Source organism: Quadrisphaera granulorum, assembly GCF_003149145.1.
Classification (GTDB): domain Bacteria; phylum Actinomycetota; class Actinomycetes; order Actinomycetales; family Quadrisphaeraceae; genus Quadrisphaera; species Quadrisphaera granulorum.
This window is the reverse complement of the sequence record NZ_QGDQ01000010.1, coordinates 49,182-68,566: the sequence shown is the minus strand read 5'-3', so window position 1 is coordinate 68,566 and position 19,385 is coordinate 49,182. Positions and strand designations below refer to the sequence as shown.

Sequence of the window (19,385 nt, the reverse complement as noted above, 5' to 3'; positions counted from 1 at the left end):
TGCCCGCCCGGCGCCCTCGCCCGCTGGCGCCCACCCCCGCCCTGTGGACAACCCCACCCTCCTGCCGCCGGGAGTTCCGCACTTTCCGCGGCAAGTGCGCCACCGCGGCGACGTATGGCGCACTTGCCGCGGAAAGTGCGCTCACGGGCGGATGCGGGAACGAGCAGTGGCAGCATGCGGGCCGTGCCGTTGCAGACCACCTCGCCGCTGTCCCTCGACGGGCGGCGCTTCGTCATGGCGTCCTCGACGGCGAGCGCCGTCGATCCGCACGCCCCGACGCGCTTCGCCTACCACGAGACCGCCGGAGCGGTCTGGGGCGAGTACGAGGGCGACACCGTGGTGCTGGGGCGGTTCATCGGCACCCGCGAGGGTGCGGCGCTGAACGTCTCCTTCGTGCACGTCCTCAAGGAGGGCGGCGCCGTCGTCACCGGGACCAGCACGAGCACGGTCGAGCCGGGGCCGCGTGGCCTCCTGCTGCGTGAGTCGTTCGCGATCGACGGTGTCGATCACGAGAGCGTCTGCGTCGAGCTGCTCTGAACTCCGCTGACTGGCGCTGACGCGCGCTGTTCAGGGGCGCGGCGGCATCGAGTCCCGGCCTGACGCGGCGGGCGTCCACCGCGTCATGCCGAGGCGCGCCTGCGCGGACGAACGGTCGGGGATGTCTCCCGGTAGCAGGTACGGCACCCGCGCCACCTCATCGAGGACGACGACGCTGACGACGGTGCGCACCTGCGGCAGCACCGAGACGACCCCCGTGACGAAGTCGTGGACGGCGCTCACGTCCGTGCTCCTGACCAGCATCATCGCGTCGTGCTCGCCGGTCGTGATGGCGCAGTACTCGACGTCGGGCAGCTGGAGCACGGACTGCCGGAACGAGGGCCACGTCTGCGGGTGCACCGTGACGAACACGAGAGCTGCGATGGCCAGCCCTGCTCTGGCGGGGTCGATGCGGGCACTGAAGCCGGTGATGACGCCGGCCGCCACGAGGGCCTCGACCCTGGCGTAGGCGTTGGCGCGTGAGATCCCGACCCGGGCGGCCAGCGCCGCCATGGAGATGCGGCCGTCGGTGCGCAGCACCGCGAGGATCCCGTAGTCGACGTCGTCGAGGGTGCGTGCACTTCGTCCAGGTGAGCCGCCGGTGCTGCTCCGGATCTGAGACATTTCGCGCCTCCTGGCGGCTAGGGCAGACGTTCTGTCCGGGTGCAGGCGAACTGCCTAGACGCATCATCGAGCATCGTGGGAATCTCACCATCGCGTCCAGAGGGGTCCGTCACACGGTCCACGGGTCGCCCTGCTCCTTCCCGCTTCCGAACCCTGGAGTCACCTGTGCGCTCTCCCCGACTGCTGGCCCTCGCCCTGGGCGCGGCGCTGGCCCTGTCTGCCTGCTCGGGAGGGAACTCGGCGCAACCTCAGGGCGGTGAGGGGACCGCCACCAGCGGGGGCTCGCTCGTCGTCGACACGGCCTTCTCCCTCGAGACCGCCGATCCGGGCAACACCTATGACCCGACCGGCAACACCATCGCCAAGGCCCTCTACGAGACGCTGGTTGACTTCAAGGGCTCCGACGTCTCCACGCCCGTGCCCGGCCTGGCCTCCTGGACGCAGAACGCCGACGCCACCCAGTTCACCTTCACCCTCGAGGGCGGCCACACCTTCTCCGACGGCAGCCCCGTCGAGGCCAGCGACGTGGTGTTCACCATGCAGCGCGTCCAGGGCATGAAGGAGGCCAAGCCCAACTTCCTGCTCAACGGCATCACCGTCGAGCAGGTCGACGACACGACGGTCCGCTTCACCTCCGCCACCCCGTCCCTGCAGCTGCCGGCCATCCTCGCCAACCCCGCGCTCGGCATCGTCAATGCCGACGTCGTCAAGGAGCACGGCGGCACCACCGACGGCAGCGACACGGCCAAGGCCTACCTCGACACGGCGTCTGCCGGGTCCGGCCCCTTCGTGCTCGACGCCTTCGACGTCACCTCGCAGGTCGTCCTGAAGCGCAACCCGAAGTACGAGGGCGACGAAGCCCCCGGCTACGACCGCGTCGTCGTCCGGAACACCAGCGAGAGCGCCACCCAGCTCATCAACCTCCAGGGCGGTGACTCCCAGGTGGCCCTCGACCTCAACGGCGACCAGGTCACCCAGCTCAAGGACGGCTTCACCGTCGCTTCCGTCCCGTCGGCATCGACGATCTTCCTGCTGGTCAACCAGGACCCGGCCGTCGGGGGAATCACCGCCAACGCGCAGTTCGCCGCGGCGGTGCGCTCCGCGCTCGACTACAGCTCACTGCTCGAGCTGGCCGGGGCGGGTGCCGTCCAGGCCACCGGCGTCATCCCGCCCGGCTTCACCGGGGCACTACCCACCGGTGCCACGCAGGACCTCGCCGCCTCCAAGGCAGCGCTCGCGGCGTCCGGGTACGACGGCTCCACCATCCGCCTGCAGTACCCCAACGACTACCCCGTGGGCGGTGTCGAGTTCACCCCGCTCGCGGAGCGCGTCCAGTCCCAGCTCAAGGCCGCCGGCATCAACGTCGAGCTGGCCCCGGCACCGATCGCCACCGAGCTCGACGCCTACGTGGCGGGCAAGGAGGGCTTCAGCATGTGGTTCTGGGGTCCCGACTACGCCGACTCCGCCAACTTCCTGCCGTTCGGCCCCGGCCTGAAGGTCGGCCTGCGGGCCGGGTGGACCGTCGAGGCGGCTCCGCAGATCGCCCAGCTGGCCACCACCGCCGGCTCCGCGACCGACCCGGCGGCTCGCGAGGGCGACTTCGCGGCGTTCGCACAGGCGCTGCAGGAGCAGGGCCCGTTCGTGCCGCTCATCGTCCCGGGCTCGAACATCGCCACCGCGAACACCGTGACGGGTGCTGCCTACAACTCGGTGTGGACGGTCGACCTCGCCGAGCTGAAGCCCACCGCCTGACGTGACAGCTCCTGCCTCACCGGCCCCCCAGCGCGCCCCGTCGCCTCCGCGACGGGGCGCGCTGGGGGGCCGGTCACCGCTGGCACGGTTCGTTTTGCGCCGGACCGCCACCTCGGTGCTGCTGCTCCTCGGGGTCACGCTCGTGACGTTCACCCTCACCAACCTCGTGCCGGGCGATCCGATCGCCGCGGCCCTGGGTGAGGGTGCCGCAGCCAACCCGGCGACCGTCCAGGCCTACGTCGAGCGGTACGGCCTGGACGATCCGCTGCCCGTCCAGTACCTCACCTACCTGGGCAACCTCGCCCACGGAGACCTGGGCCGCTCTCTGGCCACCGGGCGCCCCGTGGCGAGCGACCTGGCCACCGCCGTCCCCGCCACGATCGAGATCGCCGTCTGCGCGGTGGTGGTCAGCCTGCTCGTCGCGACCGCACTCGGCACGGTGGCCGCCCACCGCCGCAACCTCGTCACCGACCAGGTGGTGCGGGTGGTCTCACTGATCGGACTCTCGCTGCCGACGTTCTGGCTCGCGCTCGTCGCCTACGACCTCTTCTTCCGGCGCCTCGGCATCGCGCCCGGGTCCGGCAGGCTCTCCCCGTCGCTCACACCACCGCCCACCATCACCGGGCTGTACACCGTCGACTTCATGCTCGACGGCGACAGCGTCGGCTTCGTCGACGCCGCCGCGCACCTGGCGCTGCCGGTCGGGGTGCTCAGCCTGTTCACCATCGGCCTGCTCACGCGCTTCATCCGCACGTCGGTGCTGGAAGTGCTGGACAGCGAGTACGTGCGCGCGGCCCGCGCCAAGGGGCTCGGCCCCGGACGCGTCGTCGTCGGCTACGTGCTGCGCGGAGCGTCCCTGCCGATCCTCACCGTCGTCGGCATCGCCTTCGGATCGCTGCTGTCCGGGACGGTGCTGGTCGAGTCGGTGTTCGCCTGGCCCGGCCTGGGCACCTACGCCTACCAGGCGGCCAGCAACCTCGACCTCCCGGGCATCATGGGCGTCGGGCTCGTCGTCGGAGTGATCTACCTCGTCCTCAACCTCATCGTCGACGTGCTCTACGGCGTGCTCGATCCCCGCGTGAGGCTCGCGTGAGCCTCGACGGCGCCCTGACGCGCCGACCCCGCGGAGCGTGGCTGCGGTTGCCACGGGTCTGGCGCTCGCCGCTGGCGGTGGTCGGTGCTGCCATCGCCGTCGCCTGGCTCGTCGTTGCCGTGTCCGCACCGGCGTGGGTGCCCTACCCGCCCGATGCCCAGCAGCTCCCACGGCTGTCGCCGCCCGGGGAGGGGACGTTGCTCGGCACCGACGCGCTCGGCCGTGACGTGTTCTCCCGGCTGATGACCGGCGCCAGCACCACCATCCCGCTCGCGCTCGGACTCGTCGTGGCGTCCGCGGTGATCGGGGTCGTCGTGGGGGCGGTGGCCGGGTGGTTCGGAGGCTGGGTCGACGAGGCGCTCATGCGACTCACCGACCTCGTCATGGCCTTCCCCACGGTGATCCTGGCGATGGTCGTGGCGGCCTCGCTCGGGCCGTCGCTCTACAACGCCGTCATCGCGGCGGTCGTCGTGTCGTGGCCGCAGTACGCCCGCGTCACCCGCAGCCTCGTGCTGGGGCTGAGGACGCTCAACTACGTCGTAGCGGGGCGCCTGCTGGGCCGCTCGCCGGTGACGTCCCTCGTCGTCGACGTCGCCCCCAACGTCGTCGGGCCCGTCGTCGTGCTGGCCACGCTCGACGTGGGTGCCGCGGTGCTGCTGCTGTCCGGCTTGTCCTTCCTCGGGCTCGGGGCCCAGCCGCCCACCGCGGAGTGGGGGTCGATGATTTCCGGCGCGCTGGCGAACTTCGATGCGTGGTGGATCGGCACCTTTCCCGGTCTCGCCATCCTCACCGTCGTCATGGCGTTCAACTTCCTCGGCGACGCGCTGCGCGACGCCGTCGACCCGACGTCGCGCACCGAACGCACCGCCGTCGGTGTGGCCTCGGCCCCACAGTCTGTCGAGCTGCCCGTCGAGGAGGACCGACCGTGAGCCGTCCTGCCGGCGGTTCGCCGGTGCTGACCATTCGCGACCTCGGCATCACTATCGGCCGGCCCCTCGTGCACGGGGTCGACCTGGAGCTGCGCGCGGGACGCATCCAGGGCCTCGCGGGGGAGTCCGGCTCCGGCAAGACGCTCACCTCGATGGCCGTGCTCGGACTGCTGCCCCGCACGGCCACCACGACGGGCTCCATCAGCCTCGCAGGCACGGAGCTGCTGGGCCTGACCGAGCGGCAGCTGCGCGACGTGCGCGGTCGGCGGATCGCGATGGTGTTCCAGGACCCCTCGGCGAGCCTGCACCCGCAGATCACCGTCGGCCAGCAGCTCACGGACCACGTGCGCCGCCACCTGCGGCTCGGGCGTGCGCAGGCGCGGGCCCGCGCCGTCGAGCTGCTCGAGCGGGTCCAGGTCCCCGCACCCGCTAGCGCCCTGGGCCGCTACCCGCACCAGTTCTCCGGCGGACAGCGCCAGCGCATCGCGATCGCCATGGCGTTGGCCTGCGACCCGGAGGTGCTCCTCGCCGACGAGCCCACCACCGCACTGGACGTCACCGTGCAGGCGGGGATCCTCCACCTCCTGCGCGAGGTCGCCACCGAGCGTGGCCTGGCCGTCCTGCTCGTGACGCACGACCTCGGCGTGATGAGCGCGGTGGCCGACGACGTCGCCGTCATGCAGCAGGGTCGCGTGGTCGAGCGCGCATCCCGAGCGGAGCTGTTCGCCGCACCGCAGCACCCGTACACGCGCCAGCTGCTGGCGGCGCTGCCCGGCTCGTCCCTGGAGGAAGCACCCCGTGGCCTCTGACGACCCCGCACCCACAGCCGCAGCCGAAACCGCACCTGTCCTTGTCGTCGACGGTCTGGTCGTGCGCTACCCGGGTCCGCCGCCCGTGGTCGCTGTCGACGGCGTATCCCTGCGCATCGGCGCGGGCGAGGTGGTGGCCCTCGTCGGCGAGAGCGGCTGCGGCAAATCCAGCCTCGCCCGTGCCGTCATGGGGGTGGAGCGCCGCGCCTCCGGCACCGTCGAGGTGGACGGCGCCCCCGTCGCACCCCTCGGACTGCGCCGCAGGCCGCTGGCGCAGACGGGAGTGCAGATGGTCTTCCAGGACCCGAGCACCTCCCTGAACCCGCGGCGCTCCCTGGGCGCACAGATCGACGACGGCGCCGCGGTCGCCCGGGCCCGCGGTTCCGCCACGGCGGAGCCCGCGGTCTGGTTGGAGCGCGTCGGACTCGACCCGGCATGGACCTCCCGGCACCCGCACCAGCTCTCCGGAGGGCAGAAGCAGCGGGTCGCCATCGCTCGGGCCCTCGCGGCTGCTCCTCGCCTGCTCGTGGCCGACGAGCCCATCTCGGCCCTGGACGCCTCCACGCAGACCGCCGTCGCCGCGCTCATGAGGTCGCTGACCACCGCCGTGGGCGCGGCGCTCCTCTTCATCTCCCACGACCTCTCCGTCGTGCGACGCATCGCCGATAGCACGCTCGTGATGCACGCCGGCCGAATCGTCGAGTCGGGGCCCACCGAGCTGCTCTGGGACGACCCGCAGCACCCCTACACCAGGTCACTGCTGGGTGCCGTCCCGGTGCCCGACGGCGCGGGACGCATCCCCGCGGCCCCGACGGAGGCGGAGCGGGCCACGTGGGGTGATCCCGCGGTGCCCGAGCGGGCGTGATCAGCCGTTCCCCGTCGTCGTCGTCCTAGAGCCCCGCAGTGCCTGAGCGGTGCCGGAACCCTGCCGCCAAACGTCGGAACCCCGGCACGAAGTGTCGGAACCAGACCCCGGTTCCGACACGTCGTGCCGAGGTTCCGACATGTCGTGGCAGCCCTAGGACGCGGCCGGGCCTGATGTCAGGCCGGTGACATCAGGCCGGTGACGTCAGTCGGGGGCGTGGCCCAGCTCGCGGGGGAGCAGCTCGCGCAGCTCGTCGGGGAGCAGCGGCAGGTCGAGCAGGCTGAGCTTCACGCGGGAGCGCCGGTCGTGGCGGGCCCTGTCCAGGCGCACCACGTACCCGGCGTCGCGTTCCTCCACCACCTCGATGCGCGCGCCGGGCGCCAGCGGCGCGAGCACCCGCCCATCGACCTCGAGCGCCAGCACGCCGCTGTCGGGCAGCAGCTCCAGGGCGAGGTGGTCCTCGGGGGAGAGCACCACCGGCCGGGAGATGCCCGACCACGGCGATGCCGGCGCCACCACCATGGCCGACAGCGTCGGTGAGACCACCGGGCCACCCGCGGCGTAGCTGTAGGCGGTCGAGCCCATCGGCGTCGCCACGATGACCGCGTCACAGCGGTACACGCCGTACCCCTGGCCGTCGATGCTCAGGGCCGCCGACGCGATCCCGTCACCCGGGCAGCGCGACAGGGCGACGTCGTTGAACGCCACGGCAGAGGTGGCGCCGTCCTCGAACTCCACGCCGGTGACGCGCAGCGCCGGGCGGGCCTCCACGGAGTAGCGCCCCTCGAGGATCCGCTGCAGCGCGGGCGCGACCTCCGCGGGTTCGACCTCGACGAGCACGCCCACCCGTCCGAGGTTCACCCCGAGCACCGGCACACCCGTCCCCGCGGAGGTGCGGAGCGCGCCGAGCATGGTGCCGTCTCCGCCGAGGGAGACCAGCGCGTGGCAGGCCGCGGCCAGCTCGTCCGGCGGCACCTCGGTGACCGGCCCGGCCACCCGGCCCGCCTCGCCGGCGGCCACGAGCACCTGCGCGCCCTGCTCGGTGGCCCAGCTGACCACCTGCTCGGAGACGGAGAAGACATCACGGGTGGGGTGGAGCACCAGCCCGATCCGCGGCGGCCCCCCGGCAGTCGTCACAGCCCCACTCTGCCCCACCTGCCGAGCGACCAGTGGACGGGCACATCAGGACGACGACGTCAGCCGGCGAGCTCTGCGGAGCGCTTCGCCGCGGCCATGACCGCCGACACCAGCGCCGCGCGCATCCCCTGCGCGTCGAGCTCGCGCAGCCCCGCGGCGGTCGTCCCGGCGGGGGAGGTGACCTGCTCGCGCAGGAGCGCCGGGTGGGTTCCGGTCTCGACCATGAGACGCCCGGCACCGAGCACGGTCGCCGCGGCCAGCTGCAGTGCCACGGCGCGCGGCAGGCCGGCGCCCACCCCGCCCTCGGCGAGCGCGTCGGCGACGGCGAACACGAACGCCGGCCCCGAGCCCGACACCCCGGTCGCCGCGTCGAGTTGACCCTCCGGCAGCCGCAGCACGGTGCCGGTGGCGGCGAGCAGCTCCTCGGTGCGAGCCAGCTCGGCCTCGCCGGCGCCCGCGCCCGCCGCCAGCACCGTGACGCCCGCACCGACCACTGCCGGCGTGTTCACCACCGTGCGCACCACCTTCGCGCCGGGGAACGCCGCAGCCAGCCGCGCTGTCGTGACCCCGGCCAGCAGCGACACCAGCAGCGCCCCCTCACGCACGGCCCCTGCCACTTCGGCCGCCACGGCGTCGAGCTGCTGCGGCTTCACCCCGAGGACGACGACGTCGGCCGCGGCGGCCTCACGCACGGTCACCACGCGGACGCCGTGGCGCTCGGTGAGCTCGGCGGCCCGCTGCGGGCGGCGCGCCGTGGCGAGCGTCCGTTCGGCGGGCTGACCACCGGCCAGCACCGCGGCGAGCACCGCCTCGCCCATCGTCCCCGTTCCCAGGACCGCCACGGTCACCGCCGACTGCTCCGTATCCGCCACGGGGCGAGCCTAGAGCGGCGCTCTCCTGGCGGAGGCGTGAGCGCCGTGGCGCCAGGTGACGGGGGTAGCGGGGGTGTAGGCGCACCAGGTGCCTGTCGTCACCGAGGAGCGCAGGTGCTCTGCGAGACGGGGACAATCGCGCCCGATCCGCTCGATGGCGTCGCGCACGGTGCGCGTCACGTTGATCCGCGCCTTTTCGGCCTCCGACCGGTCCGGGCGCAGCCGCCCGCCCAGACCGGTGCCGCGGGCGAGCTCGGCGACCAGCGACTCCTGCTCCTCATGGATCCGCGCCGACCACGCGGGGTCCGCGCGGCGGTCCGCCTCGTCGGCCTCGTCGGCCTCGTCGCGGAGCGCGGCGAGGCGGGCGCGGTAGGCCACCACGGCCTGCTGGTCCAGCACCGGGCCCGCGTCACCGGCCGGAGGAACGTGTCCGTCGGCAACCCCCGCGAGGACGATCGCTGCGACCGGCTGTCCGGGTGCGCTGACCAGGGTCCGCAGGTGGCGCAGCCCCTTGCTGTCGGCCAGCGCCGTCGATTCCTCGTCCAGCCCCACCACCCAGCCGGTGCCCTGCCTGCGCAGGAACGCGACCGACGGCCTGACGGCCAGGAGCTCCAGCTCTTCGGCGCAGGCGGTGGCGGTGGCGTCGTCCTGCATGCGGGTCGCTGCGGCGCGTCCCTCCTCGGCGCAGCGGCGGGCCCGCTCGACGTCCCCGAGGCCGCGCGAGACTCGGCTCAGCGCCAGCAGGGAGAGCGGCAGGGACCCGTGGACGTAGCCCAGCCGCAGCGAGCCCAGATCGTGGCGCAGCTCCAGCGCCCGCGCGTAGTGCTCACGAGCTGAGGGGAGATCACCGCGGTGCTCGGCGAGCTCCGCGAGGCTGTTGTGGGCGATCATCAGCTCCAGCCGGCTGCCGTGCCCGGTCTGGAGGTCGAGCATCGCGCGGTAGCAGACCTCGGCGGCCACCAGATCCCCACCGCGCTGGTGGGCGAAGCCCACGTTCCACTCGGCGAAGGCGGAGCCCCACGGGTCGTCGTGCTGTGCGAGCACGTCGCGTCCGCGCCGTGTCAGGGCCAGCGCCGGCTCCACCTCACCGGCGACGGCGTGCGATTGTCCCAGCAGGCACAGCACGTACCCGAGCACCGCCGTGCGCTCCGGCGCCGCTCCCGACGGCTCCAGCAGGGCGAGGGCTTCGCGCAGCAGGGTGGCAGCGGTCTGCCAGTCGTCGCCGTCGTGCGCCCAGAGGAAAGCCACGCCGAAGAGCGCAGCGGCCCGCAGCTCCGCCGGGGCGGCGTCGCCCGTGGCGTCCAGCGCCCGGCGGAGCCAGCCGACCCCTTCGCGGTGCTGACCGCGGACCCACCAGTGCAGCGGCAGGGCGGCCGCAGCGGCCAGGGCCTGCAGCAGGAGCGGGCCCTGCGCGTCGAGGGCGTGAGCGAGCGCCGCTCGCACGTTCGCCTCCTCGACGGACAGCGTCTCCAGCCACGCGCTCTCGGGACCACTGGTCAGGCCCCGGCCAGCGCGGACGGCCGAGGAGAGGTAGTGCTCGGCGTGGCGCCGCTGGGCGCGCCGGCGTGCGTCGTCGTCGTCCCAGCGGTTCCCGGCCACCTGCCGCACCGTCTCCAGCAGCCGGTACCGGTCGCGGCGGTGGTCGCGCTGCACCAGGGAGGTCTCCACCAGTGCGGCGAGCGCACCGTCGAGCGGGGTAGCGCTGGCCTCGCCGACCACAGCGTCGACGGCGGCGATGTCGAAGCTGCCGGTGAAGACCGACAGCGCGCGCAGCAGCTCACGTTCGGCAGAGGAGAGGAGCTGCTCGCTGGAGTCGTACACGGCCTCGACGCTGCGTGCCGCGCCCGCCGCGTCGACCCCGCCGGTGCGCTGCTGCCCGAGGAGGGCGAGGTCGGTCTCCAGCCGGGCCAGGAGCCGCGGCACACCGAGAGCGCCGGCACGGGCGCCGGCCAGCTCCAACGCCAGCGGGAGCCCGTCGAGCCTGCGGCACAGCTCGCCGACGGCGGGCCAGTGCTCGTCCGGCACCACGAAGGCCCGGTCCCGGCCGCGGGCGCGCTGCAGGAACAGCGCGACGCTCGGAGCCGCCGCCACACGCTCCGGTGGCTCGTCCGGGGCGGGCAGGCCCAGCGGAGCGACGGTGAGCACCTGCTCGGTGACCAGCCCGAGGGGGCGCCGGCTGGTGGTGAGCAGGTGCAGCCGCCGTTCACCGATGTCTGGTGCGTCGTCCACCAGCGCATGCATGATCGGCAGGAGCTCGTCCAGGACGTGCTCGCAGTTGTCGACCAGCAGCAGCACCCGCTGCGGACGCAACCACCGGGCGAGGGCGCGCAGACGGTCGCCACCCCCGGTACGGGGAAGCTCGACGGTCGAGGAGATCGCGTCCAGGACACCGCCCACCCGCACCTCGGCGAGGCGCACCACCACGATCCCGTCGGGGAAGGACGGTGCGACGCCGCCCGCGACGGCGGCGGCCAGCGCGGACTTGCCCACTCCGCCGGGCCCCGCGACCGTGACCAGGGGGCACGCCGTGACCACGTCGGCGAGTTCGGCGAGCTCGCCGGCCCGTCCGACGAGCAGGTCCGGCCGGATGCCCGGAGCGTCCGGACCACTCGGAGCGGACCTGGTCTGCTGGGGCATCTGCTGGGCGCTCCGCTCCTCCTGAGCCGTCTCGCGGGGGTCGCGATGAGCACCAGGGTGCCGCAGCCCGTGGCGGGGGAGGCAGCCGGTCAGCAGCAGCCGGTCAGCGCAGCAGGGTCGTGCTGCCTTCCGCGTCGACGAGGAAGGCGTCACCGCTGGTGGCGGGCAAGCGACCGTCGAGCAGGTCCAACGCTGTCCGGGCCACGTCATCGGGGGTGGTGAGCTTCCCGCTGGGTGCGAACCCGGCGGCGAAGCCGGCCTTGTCGTCCGGTGCGCCGCCGGTGAGCCGGTCCACCATGGGCGTGTCGACGATCCACGGGCAGAGCGTGTAGACGTCGATGCCGGACTCGGCGAGCAGGAGGGCGGCGCTGCGACCAGCGGCGACCACCCCCGCCTTGGCCGCCGCGTAGGGGACGGCGATGGGCACCGGGAGGGCAGCGCCGACAAAGGACGCCGTGTTGACCAGGGTGCCCCCTCGGGACATGTGCTCCGAGCCGTGGCGCAGCCCCGAGAGCACGCCCTTGAGGTTGACGTCCAGGACCTCGCGCAGCGCAGCGTCGTCCCACCCCGACATCGGCCCGATCGGTCCCTCGGTGCCGGCGTTGGAGAACCAGTGGTCGAGGCCCGTCGGCGCTAGCGGTCTTCGCCAGAGCCGCGACCTCGGCGTCGACCGCCACGTCGACGCGCACGAAGCGCCCCTCGCCGCCGAGCGCGGTGACCTCGCGCGCCACCGCCAGTCCTCGCTGCTCGTCACGGCCCGCGACGTGCACCCGGGCCCCTTCCGCTCCCAGCAGGAGGGCGATCGAGCGACCGATGCCGCTGGTGCCGCCCGTCACCGCAGCTGTGCTCCCTGAGAAACGACCCACGACGACCTCCGACGTCTCACGACCAGCCTGGTGCCGGTCCTGCCCATGAGGCGTTCGGTGGTTGTTCGACGACGACGAACAGGTCCTTCGTGGAGGTCGCCTGCAGCGCCGGCGCGCACCCCGCAGACTGCGGGGGTGATCCCGTGGGACCGCGAGGCGGAGGTACTGGCCCGGCTGTCGCAGGAACGTCGGGACCTGTTGGCCCCTGGCCAGGTCATCGGCGGGCGCCTCGTGCTGGGGCTGCTGGGCCGCGGTGGCACCGCGCAGGTGTACCGGGTGCTGCGCGGCGCCGGTCACGGCGCCCGCGAGGAAGCGCTCAAGGTGCTCGAGCCGACCGCGGCGGCCTCCGAGACCGGGCGCCAGCGCTTCCACCGCGAGTGCGAGGTCGCCGCGCAGGTGCGCCACCCCGGCGTCGTCGCCGTCCTCGGCCACGGAGAGGAGCTACCCCGCGGCAGCGACCTGGACGCGCCGCTGCTCTGGGCGGCGATGGAGCTGCTGGACGGCGGCACGTCGGCCGTGTTGCGGCCGCGCGGGCGCGAGCGACCCGACGTCCCCCGCATCCTCGATGTGCTCGCGCAGGCGGCAGCCGGGCTCGACGCGGTGCACGCCGTCGACGTCGTCCACGGAGACGTCAAACCCACCAACGTGCTGCTCGCGGCGCCACCCGACCGCCGCGCCGCGGTCACCGACTTCGGGTTGGCGCGCAGCCTCGACGAGTCCCGGCCGCTGGCCCGGCACGGCCGGGTGGCCGGGTCGCTGCCGTACGCCGCGCCGGAGCTGCTGCAGGCGTTGCGCGTCACGTCCGCCACCGACGTGTACTCCCTGGCCTGCACCGCGGTGGAGTTGCTGTCGGGAGAGCCGCCCTACCCGTACGCCACGAGGTTCGCCGTGACGCGCGCGCACCTGGCGGGGCGCGCGCCGAAGCTCAGCCGCCGGCGCCGCTGGTTGCCGACCGCTCTGGACCGGGCGGTGGCCCATGGACTTGCCGTGGACCCGGCCGAGCGTCCGCCGTCCTGCTCCGCCCTGGTCGAGGAGCTGGCCGCCGCACTGACATGACGGCTGGGACAACGGGCTGGGACAACGGGGCTGGCCTGAGGGGTGTGTCACGCCGACGACACGCCCCCGTCGCGCATCAGTGCGCGTAGGCACCTAGTCTCGCCCCCGCCCGAACACGAGGAAGGGAGAGCCCATGAGCTCCCAGACGCGAAGCCAGGCGGACCTGACCGCCGAGGACGAGGGTTACCACAAGGGCCTCAAGCCGAGGCAGATCCAGATGATCGCCATCGGGGGTGCGATCGGCACCGGGCTGTTCCTGGGCGCCGGCGGGCGCCTGGCCAACGCCGGTCCGGGGCTGTTCCTCGTCTACGCCATCTGCGGCGTCTTCGTCTTCTTCATCTTGCGAGCGCTCGGCGAGTTGGTCCTTCACCGCCCGTCCTCGGGTTCGTTCGTGTCCTACGCCCGGGAGTTCTACGGCGAGCGCTTCGCCTTCGTCGCCGGGTGGATGTACTTCCTCAACTGGGCGATGACGTCCATCGTCGACGTCACGGCCATCGCGCTGTACGTGCACTACTGGGGGGCCACCAAGGTGGTGCCGCAGTGGGTGATCGCGTTGGTGGCCCTCGTCGTCGTCCTGACGATGAACATGATTTCGGTGAAGCTCTTCGGTGAGCTGGAGTTCTGGGCGGCGCTGCTCAAGGTGGTGGCGCTGAGCGCGTTCCTCGTCATCGGCCTGGTGTTCCTGCTGGGCCGCTTCACGGTGGACGGCGAGACGACCGGCCCGTCGGTCATCTCCGACAACGGCGGCTTGTTTCCCACGGGGCTCGTGCCGTTGGTGCTCGTCGTGTCCGGTGTGGTGTTCGCCTACGCGGCGGTGGAGCTGGTCGGCACGACCGCGGGGGAGACCGAGAACCCCGAGAAGATCATGCCCAAGGCCATCAACGCCGTGATCTTCCGGATTGCGCTGTTCTACGTGGGCTCGCTCGTGCTGCTCGCGCTCCTTCTGCCGTACACCGCGTTCGACAAGGACACGAGCCCGTTCGTGACGTTCTTCTCCCGCATCGGTGTGCCCGCCGCGGGCGACATCATGAACGTCATCGTGCTTACCGCCGCACTGAGCAGCCTCAACGCCGGGCTCTACTCCACCGGGCGCATCCTGCGATCGATGTCGGTGGCGGGCTCCGCCCCGAAGTTCACCGGCAAGATGTCCCGCAACGGCGTGCCCTTCGGCGGCATCGCGCTGACCGGCGTCATCACCCTGCTCGGCGTCGGCCTCAACGCCGTCGTGCCCGGCGAGGCCTTCGAGATCGTCCTCAACATGTCGGCGCTGGGCATCGTCGCTGCCTGGGGAACCATCGTGCTCTGCCAGCTCAAGCTCTTCAGCCTCTCGAGGCGGGGCGTGGTGGAGCGGCCCCACTTCCGGATGATGGGCGCGCCGTACACCGGTTACGCCACGCTGGTCTTCCTCGCCGCGGTGCTCGTGCTGATCGGCTTCGACTACCCGACCGGCACCTGGACCCTCGCCACCTTGGTAATCATCGTGCCGGGTCTCATCGTCGGCTGGTTCGCGGTGCGCCGGCGCGTGCTGGCGGTGGCCGCCGAACGTGAGGGCTACACCGGCGAGTACCCCGTGGTGGCCGAGCGCCCGGGCACCGACTTGAGATGATCTTGTTACGCGCCTGACATGAGATTGCTACCTAGCGCCTCCGCAGGCCCCTACGTTCCCCTCCGCCGATCATGTCGACACGAGGAGGCGGAGCCTTCATGAGCTCCCAAACGCGCAGTCAGACACCCGCCCCGGCCGGACTGGGGGCCGAGGACGAGGGCTACCACAAGGGCCTCAAAGCACGTCAGGTTCAAATGATCGCGATCGGGGGTGCGATCGGCACCGGCCTGTTCCTGGGCGCCGGCGGGCGCCTGGCCAACGCCGGTCCAGGGCTGTTCCTCGTCTACGCGATCTGCGGTGTCTTCGTCTTCTTCATCTTGCGGGCCCTGGGTGAACTGGTGCTGCACCGCCCGTCCTCGGGTTCGTTCGTCTCCTACGCCCGGGAGTTCTACGGCGAGCGAGCGGCCTTCGTGGCCGGCTGGCTGTACTTCCACAGCTGGGCGATGACCGCCATCGTCGACGTCACGGCCATCGCCGTGTACGTCCACTACTGGGGCCCGACCGAGGCGGTGCCGCAGTGGGTGATCGCGCTCGCCGCGCTCGTCGTCGTCCTGGCGATGAACCTCATCTCGGTGAAGCTCTTCGGTGAGCTGGAGTTCTGGGCGGCGCTACTCAAGGTCGTCGCGCTCTCCGCCTTCCTCATCATCGGCCTGGTGTTCCTCCTGGGCCGCTTCACCGTGGCCGGGCAGCCCACGGGACCGTCGATCATCGCCGACAACGGTGGGCTGTTCCCCTCAGGGTTGCTGCCCCTCGCGATCGTCACCTCGGGTGTGGTGTTCGCCTACGCCGCGGTGGAGCTGGTCGGCACGACCGCCGGTGAGACCGAGAACCCCGAGAAGATCATGCCCAAGGCCATCAACGCCGTGATCTTCCGCATTGCGCTGTTCTACGTGGGCTCGCTGGTGCTGCTCGCCCTCCTGCTCCCCTACACGGCCTTCAAGGACGGCGAGAGCCCGTTCGTGACGTTCTTCTCGCTCATCGGTGTCCCCGGTGCCGGCGACGCCATGAACGTCATCGTGCTGACGGCGGCCCTGAGCAGCCTCAACGCGGGTCTGTACTCCACCGGTCGCATCCTGCGCTCGATGGCGGTGGCCGGTTCCGCGCCGAAGTTCACCGGCAAGATGTCGCGCAACGGCGTGCCCTTCGGTGGCATCGCGCTGACCGGTGTCATCACGTTGTTCGGTGTCGGTCTGAACGCGTTCGTCCCCGAGCAGGCCTTCGAGATCGTGCTCAACATGTCGGCGATCGGCATCGTCGCCGCGTGGGGAACGATCGTCCTGTGCCAGCTGAAGCTGTACAAGCTCTCCCAGGAGGGCCTCGTGGAGCGACCGGCCTTCAGGCTGTTCGGCGCCCCGTACACCAGCTACGCGTCGCTGGCGTTCCTCGTCGCGGTGCTCGTGCTCATGGGCCTCGACTACCCGGACGGCACCTGGACGCTCGCTTCAGTCCTGATCATCGTGCCGTCGCTCATCATCGGCTGGTACGCCGTGCGCAAGCGGGTCATGGAGGTGGCCGCCGAGCGCGAGGGCTACACCGGTGAGTACCCGGTGGTGGCCGAGCGCCCCGGCGATGGTCGCGGCGGGCACGGCTGACGGGCGGCCGCTGAGGTTCGAGTGGGTGCGGAGGCGGTCAAGCCCCCACAATGGTGGCTCGTGACTGCCTCCGCTCCGCCCGTTCCGCCATCCACCCTTGTCCGGGAAGTATCAGCCCGGCTGGAGCTCCAGCTGTCCTCAGCGACCGACCTGTCGCTCCTGATGGCAGCCGCGAAGCTGCCTGGCTCGACCGTCGAGGACCAGCTCGTCGTCACCCACGACGATGGCCCGCTCCCCGCCGCCTCCCGCCCCGTCGAGGTCCCGGTGGGACCTGCCGAGCGTGGCGAGCGCATGCACGTGCTCCGCGGGGTGCCCGCAGGGCGTGTGGTGGTGGAGTACTCCGGGCGCCTCACCCCCGGGACATCGGGGACGACGACGGCGAGCGCGGTCGACACGGACGAGGCTGCCGCTCTCGCGGAGCGGTTCGAGCTGTGCCGGCCGAGCCGCTACTGCCCCTCCGACGAGCTGACCGCCTTCGCCGCCTCCGAGTTCGGCACCCGCGCCGACCGCGGCGACGCGGAACTCGCCGAGGCCATCACCGCCTGGGTGACCGACCGGCTCGTGTACACCTCGGGCTCCTCGACCCCGTTCGACGGTGCCATCCAGACGATGCTGCGCGGGCAGGGCGTCTGCCGCGACTACGCCCACCTCGTGGTGACGCTCGCGCGGGCCCTGGAGCTCCCGGCGCGCCTCGCCGCCGTGTACGCGCCGGGCCTGTCGCCGATGGACTTCCACGCCGTCGCCGAGATCCGCGTCGAAGACGGCGACGGCTCAGACGGCCGCTGGCAGGTCCACGACGCCACGGGCCTCGCGCCGCGCAGCTCGCTGTGGCGGATCAGCACGGGCCGCGACGCCGCCGACACCGCCTTCCTCACGTCGCTGAGCGGCGGGGTGACGCTGCAGCAGATGGAGGTGCTCGCCGTCGTGACCGGTGGTGAGCTACCCCACGACCCCGCCGGGCCCGTGCTGCTCGCCTGACAAGCGCACGGCGAGCAGGGCGATGTCGTCGTCGACCCGACCGCCCACGAGGTCCAGCAGCCCGTCGCACACCTCGTCGGGGCTTGCGCCCTCGAGGTCGGCGGCGGCCTTCGTCAGCCACGCGAGACCCAGTGACAGGTCGACCCCTCGCCGTTCGACCAGCCCGTCGGTGTACAGCAGCACCGTTGCACCGGCGGGCAACCGGGTCCGATGATCGGTGCGGCGGGTGGCGGCCTGCAGCCCCAGCAGCAGCTCCGACGGTTCCTCGAGCAGCCGCGGCGCGGACCCGGGCTCGAGCAGCAGCGGAGGCAGGTGGCCGGCGCTGCTCCACACGAGCTCCCGCGAGCCGTCCGCCTCCGGCGCCGACAGTGACCCGAGCACGGCGGTGGCCAGTGACGTGACACCCAGGTGGGGCAGCGCAGCGTCGAGCTCGGCGAGCACCTGGGCGGGGGAGCGCTGCCCGCTGTGCGCGATGCCACGCAGCAGGTTGCGCAGCTGCCCCATGGCCGCTGCGGCCCGCTGGTCGTGACCGGTGACGTCGCCGATGACCAGCTGCAGGGCGCCGGTGGCGGTGGTGAAGGCGTCGTACCAGTCACCGCCGACCTGCGCGTGCTCCGCGGCCGGCACGTAGCGCACCGCCAGGTCGAGGCCCCTGACCCGGGGAGGCTCGGTGAGGAGGCTGCGCTGCAGCTCCTCGGCGATGGCGCGGACGGCCTCCGTCGCGCGCCGCTCCGCCTCACGGGCCGCGGCCCTGTCGAGTGCCTGTGCGGTGGAGCTGGCCAGCACCGACAGCACCGCCTGCTCCTCCTCGGTGACCTTGGTCTGCCGCTGGCCCTCGCCCCACACCAGCTGCAGCTCACCGAGGTGGCGATCACCCACGTCGAGGTGCACGGCTCCGCGCCCTTCCGCCACCCCCGCGGACGCCGCGCCCTGAATGCTCCCGGCGGTCTGCGCTGTCGCAGCGTCCTCGGCGCGGGGCGCGCCCAAGGACACCTGGGCCCCGCGGGCGCCGAGGAGCCGGGCAGCGCCGCGCGCGACGACGCGCTCCAGCTGCTCGACGTCGGTGGCCTCGGGCAGCTCCTGAAGCACCCGCACCAGCCCCACCAGCCGCCGGACCTGGGCGCCCTGCAGGTCGGCCCGGGCGTGCGCGGCTTCGGCAGCGCTCGCGACAGCGTGCGCGTTGCCGAGCGCCGCGGCCACCTGCCACAGGAAGCCGAGGTAGTGCTCGTCCTCGGCGAGGCCTGTCGACAGGCCCACCACGAGCAGCGGCCGCTCGGCGGGGACGGCGACACCGGGCACCCGCAGCCAGGCCGTGCGCCCGGCGGGGGAGGTGCCCAGGACGACGGCGTCCTCCACGGGCCGTGGCGGCGGCACCGCGAGGCGCGGGTCGACGCGGCGCGCTGCCTCACCGGGCACGAGCAGCTCGACCAGGGGCAGGTCGGCGGGGTCGGTACGCAGCACCGGCAGCGCCACGCGGGCCAGGTCGTGGGTGCTGCGCAGCACCGCGGGGAGGTCGGCCAGGCGCCGCAGCAGCGCGGTGCGCCGCCGCTCCAGCACCTGCTGGGTGGTGTCGACGGCGATGTCGAGCACGCCCTCGATCGTGCCGTCGTCGCCGGTGACGGGGGAGTAGCAGTAGTCGAAGTAGCCCTCTTCGGAGAAGCCGCGGCGGTCGATGTAGAGCTCCTGGTCGACCATCCGCACCGCCCCGCGACCGTCGAGGACACCCTGCATCAGCGGCTGGATCTGGTCCCAGATCTCGCCGAAGACCTCCGCGCACGGACGCCCGAGACCCCAGGGGTGCTTGCCGGGCAACATCCGCGCGTACGCGCCGTTGTAGAGCAGCACGAAGCGGGGACCCCACAGCAGCGTGACCGGGAACGTCGTCGCGAAGGCCAGCGACAGGGCGGTGCGCAGCGCCGTCGACCACGTCTCCGGTGAGCCCACGGGGGAGGAGGCCCAGTCGACGGCGTCGTAGGCGCCGCGCAGCTCGCCCGCTGCGGCGAAGGGCCCCCCGGAGCCCGTCAAGGGGACG

General features: G+C 72.7%; 16 protein-coding genes and 1 pseudogene. 10 read left to right on the top strand and 7 right to left on the bottom strand.

Annotated features, from left to right (window positions below):
- Positions 1-183: 183 nt before the first annotated feature.
- The gene (locus BXY45_RS09560; protein WP_211319407.1) at positions 184-537 is read left to right on the top strand and encodes an avidin-fold protein; all 354 of its coding nucleotides are present in this window, start codon (positions 184-186) and stop codon (positions 535-537) included.
- A gap of 30 nt (positions 538-567) precedes the next feature.
- On the opposite strand, the gene BXY45_RS09555 is transcribed toward BXY45_RS09560, so the two are convergent.
- Positions 568-1,161, bottom strand: coding sequence for an Lrp/AsnC family transcriptional regulator (locus BXY45_RS09555; RefSeq protein ID WP_109774106.1), 594 nt, complete (start codon positions 1,159-1,161; stop codon positions 568-570).
- Between the two features lie 165 nt (positions 1,162-1,326).
- Here BXY45_RS09555 and BXY45_RS09550 point away from each other — a divergent pair, with 165 nt between their 5' ends.
- The 5 genes from BXY45_RS09550 (at position 1,327) to BXY45_RS09530 (ending at position 6,609) form a co-directional block, all read left to right on the top strand.
- On the top strand, positions 1,327-2,913 hold the full coding sequence (locus BXY45_RS09550; protein WP_109774105.1) for an ABC transporter substrate-binding protein: 1,587 nt from the start codon (positions 1,327-1,329) through the stop codon (positions 2,911-2,913).
- Between the two features lie 94 nt (positions 2,914-3,007).
- Positions 3,008-4,006 (top strand): ABC transporter permease, encoded by a 999-nt coding sequence (locus BXY45_RS09545; protein ID WP_211319406.1) that lies wholly within the window; start codon positions 3,008-3,010, stop codon positions 4,004-4,006.
- Positions 4,003-4,935 (top strand): ABC transporter permease, encoded by a 933-nt coding sequence (locus BXY45_RS09540; RefSeq protein WP_211319405.1) that lies wholly within the window; start codon positions 4,003-4,005, stop codon positions 4,933-4,935. The genes BXY45_RS09545 and BXY45_RS09540 overlap by 4 nt, the downstream gene beginning before the upstream one ends.
- Positions 4,932-5,744: an ABC transporter ATP-binding protein gene (locus BXY45_RS09535; RefSeq protein ID WP_109774104.1), complete on the top strand. Its 813-nt coding sequence runs from the start codon at positions 4,932-4,934 to the stop codon at positions 5,742-5,744. Before BXY45_RS09540 ends, BXY45_RS09535 begins: the two co-directional genes overlap by 4 nt.
- Positions 5,734-6,609: an ABC transporter ATP-binding protein gene (locus BXY45_RS09530; RefSeq protein ID WP_109774103.1), complete on the top strand. Its 876-nt coding sequence runs from the start codon at positions 5,734-5,736 to the stop codon at positions 6,607-6,609. Before BXY45_RS09535 ends, BXY45_RS09530 begins: the two co-directional genes overlap by 11 nt.
- Before the next feature lie 204 nt (positions 6,610-6,813).
- On the opposite strand, the gene BXY45_RS09525 is transcribed toward BXY45_RS09530, so the two are convergent.
- From BXY45_RS09525 to BXY45_RS24835, 5 genes and pseudogenes are all read right to left on the bottom strand, one after another.
- Positions 6,814-7,746 carry an NAD(+)/NADH kinase gene (locus BXY45_RS09525; RefSeq protein WP_109774102.1) on the bottom strand — a complete coding sequence of 311 codons (933 nt, stop codon included), beginning with the start codon at positions 7,744-7,746 and terminating at the stop codon, positions 6,814-6,816.
- A gap of 59 nt (positions 7,747-7,805) precedes the next feature.
- Positions 7,806-8,618: a pyrroline-5-carboxylate reductase gene (proC, locus tag BXY45_RS09520; protein ID WP_245961726.1), complete on the bottom strand. Its 813-nt coding sequence runs from the start codon at positions 8,616-8,618 to the stop codon at positions 7,806-7,808.
- A gap of 9 nt (positions 8,619-8,627) precedes the next feature.
- A complete protein-coding gene (locus BXY45_RS09515; protein ID WP_109774100.1) occupies positions 8,628-11,255 on the bottom strand; it encodes an ATP-binding protein in 2,628 nt (875 codons plus the stop codon).
- 103 nt (positions 11,256-11,358) lie between these two features.
- The gene (locus BXY45_RS24530; protein WP_281270573.1) at positions 11,359-11,829 is read right to left on the bottom strand and encodes an SDR family oxidoreductase; all 471 of its coding nucleotides are present in this window, start codon (positions 11,827-11,829) and stop codon (positions 11,359-11,361) included.
- Between the two features lie 106 nt (positions 11,830-11,935).
- Positions 11,936-12,091 (bottom strand): annotated as a pseudogene (locus BXY45_RS24835) (SDR family NAD(P)-dependent oxidoreductase); the annotation flags it as partial.
- A gap of 165 nt (positions 12,092-12,256) precedes the next feature.
- Here BXY45_RS24835 and BXY45_RS09505 point away from each other — a divergent pair.
- From BXY45_RS09505 to BXY45_RS09490, 4 genes are all read left to right on the top strand, one after another.
- Positions 12,257-13,177: a serine/threonine-protein kinase gene (locus BXY45_RS09505; RefSeq protein ID WP_170131420.1), complete on the top strand. Its 921-nt coding sequence runs from the start codon at positions 12,257-12,259 to the stop codon at positions 13,175-13,177.
- Positions 13,178-13,310: 133 nt separating this feature from the next.
- Positions 13,311-14,783, top strand: a complete 1,473-nt coding sequence (locus BXY45_RS09500; protein ID WP_109774098.1) for an amino acid permease — start codon at positions 13,311-13,313, stop codon at positions 14,781-14,783.
- Between the two features lie 98 nt (positions 14,784-14,881).
- Entirely contained in the window at positions 14,882-16,375 is a 1,494-nt protein-coding gene (locus tag BXY45_RS09495; protein ID WP_109774097.1) for an amino acid permease, read from the top strand.
- 60 nt (positions 16,376-16,435) lie between these two features.
- Positions 16,436-17,353 carry a transglutaminase-like domain-containing protein gene (locus tag BXY45_RS09490; RefSeq protein ID WP_218566912.1) on the top strand — a complete coding sequence of 306 codons (918 nt, stop codon included), beginning with the start codon at positions 16,436-16,438 and terminating at the stop codon, positions 17,351-17,353.
- On the opposite strand, the gene BXY45_RS09485 is transcribed toward BXY45_RS09490, so the two are convergent.
- Positions 17,315-19,378, bottom strand: coding sequence for a PP2C family protein-serine/threonine phosphatase (locus tag BXY45_RS09485; RefSeq protein WP_109774095.1), 2,064 nt, complete (start codon positions 19,376-19,378; stop codon positions 17,315-17,317). The genes BXY45_RS09490 and BXY45_RS09485 overlap by 39 nt on opposite strands.
- Positions 19,379-19,385 lie beyond the last annotated feature (7 nt).

What these genes read in the sequence shown, in the direction of transcription:
- BXY45_RS09555 (WP_109774106.1), bottom strand. Translation starts at nt 1,161, where the DNA reads ATGTCTCAGATCCGGAGCAGCACCGGCGGCTCACCTGGACGAAGTGCA.
- BXY45_RS09515 (WP_109774100.1), bottom strand. Translation starts at nt 11,255, where the DNA reads ATGCCCCAGCAGACCAGGTCCGCTCCGAGTGGTCCGGACGCTCCGGGC.
- BXY45_RS24530 (WP_281270573.1), bottom strand. Translation starts at nt 11,829, where the DNA reads ATGTCGGGGTGGGACGACGCTGCGCTGCGCGAGGTCCTGGACGTCAAC.
- BXY45_RS09500 (WP_109774098.1), top strand. Translation starts at nt 13,311, where the DNA reads ATGAGCTCCCAGACGCGAAGCCAGGCGGACCTGACCGCCGAGGACGAG.
- BXY45_RS09495 (WP_109774097.1), top strand. Translation starts at nt 14,882, where the DNA reads ATGAGCTCCCAAACGCGCAGTCAGACACCCGCCCCGGCCGGACTGGGG.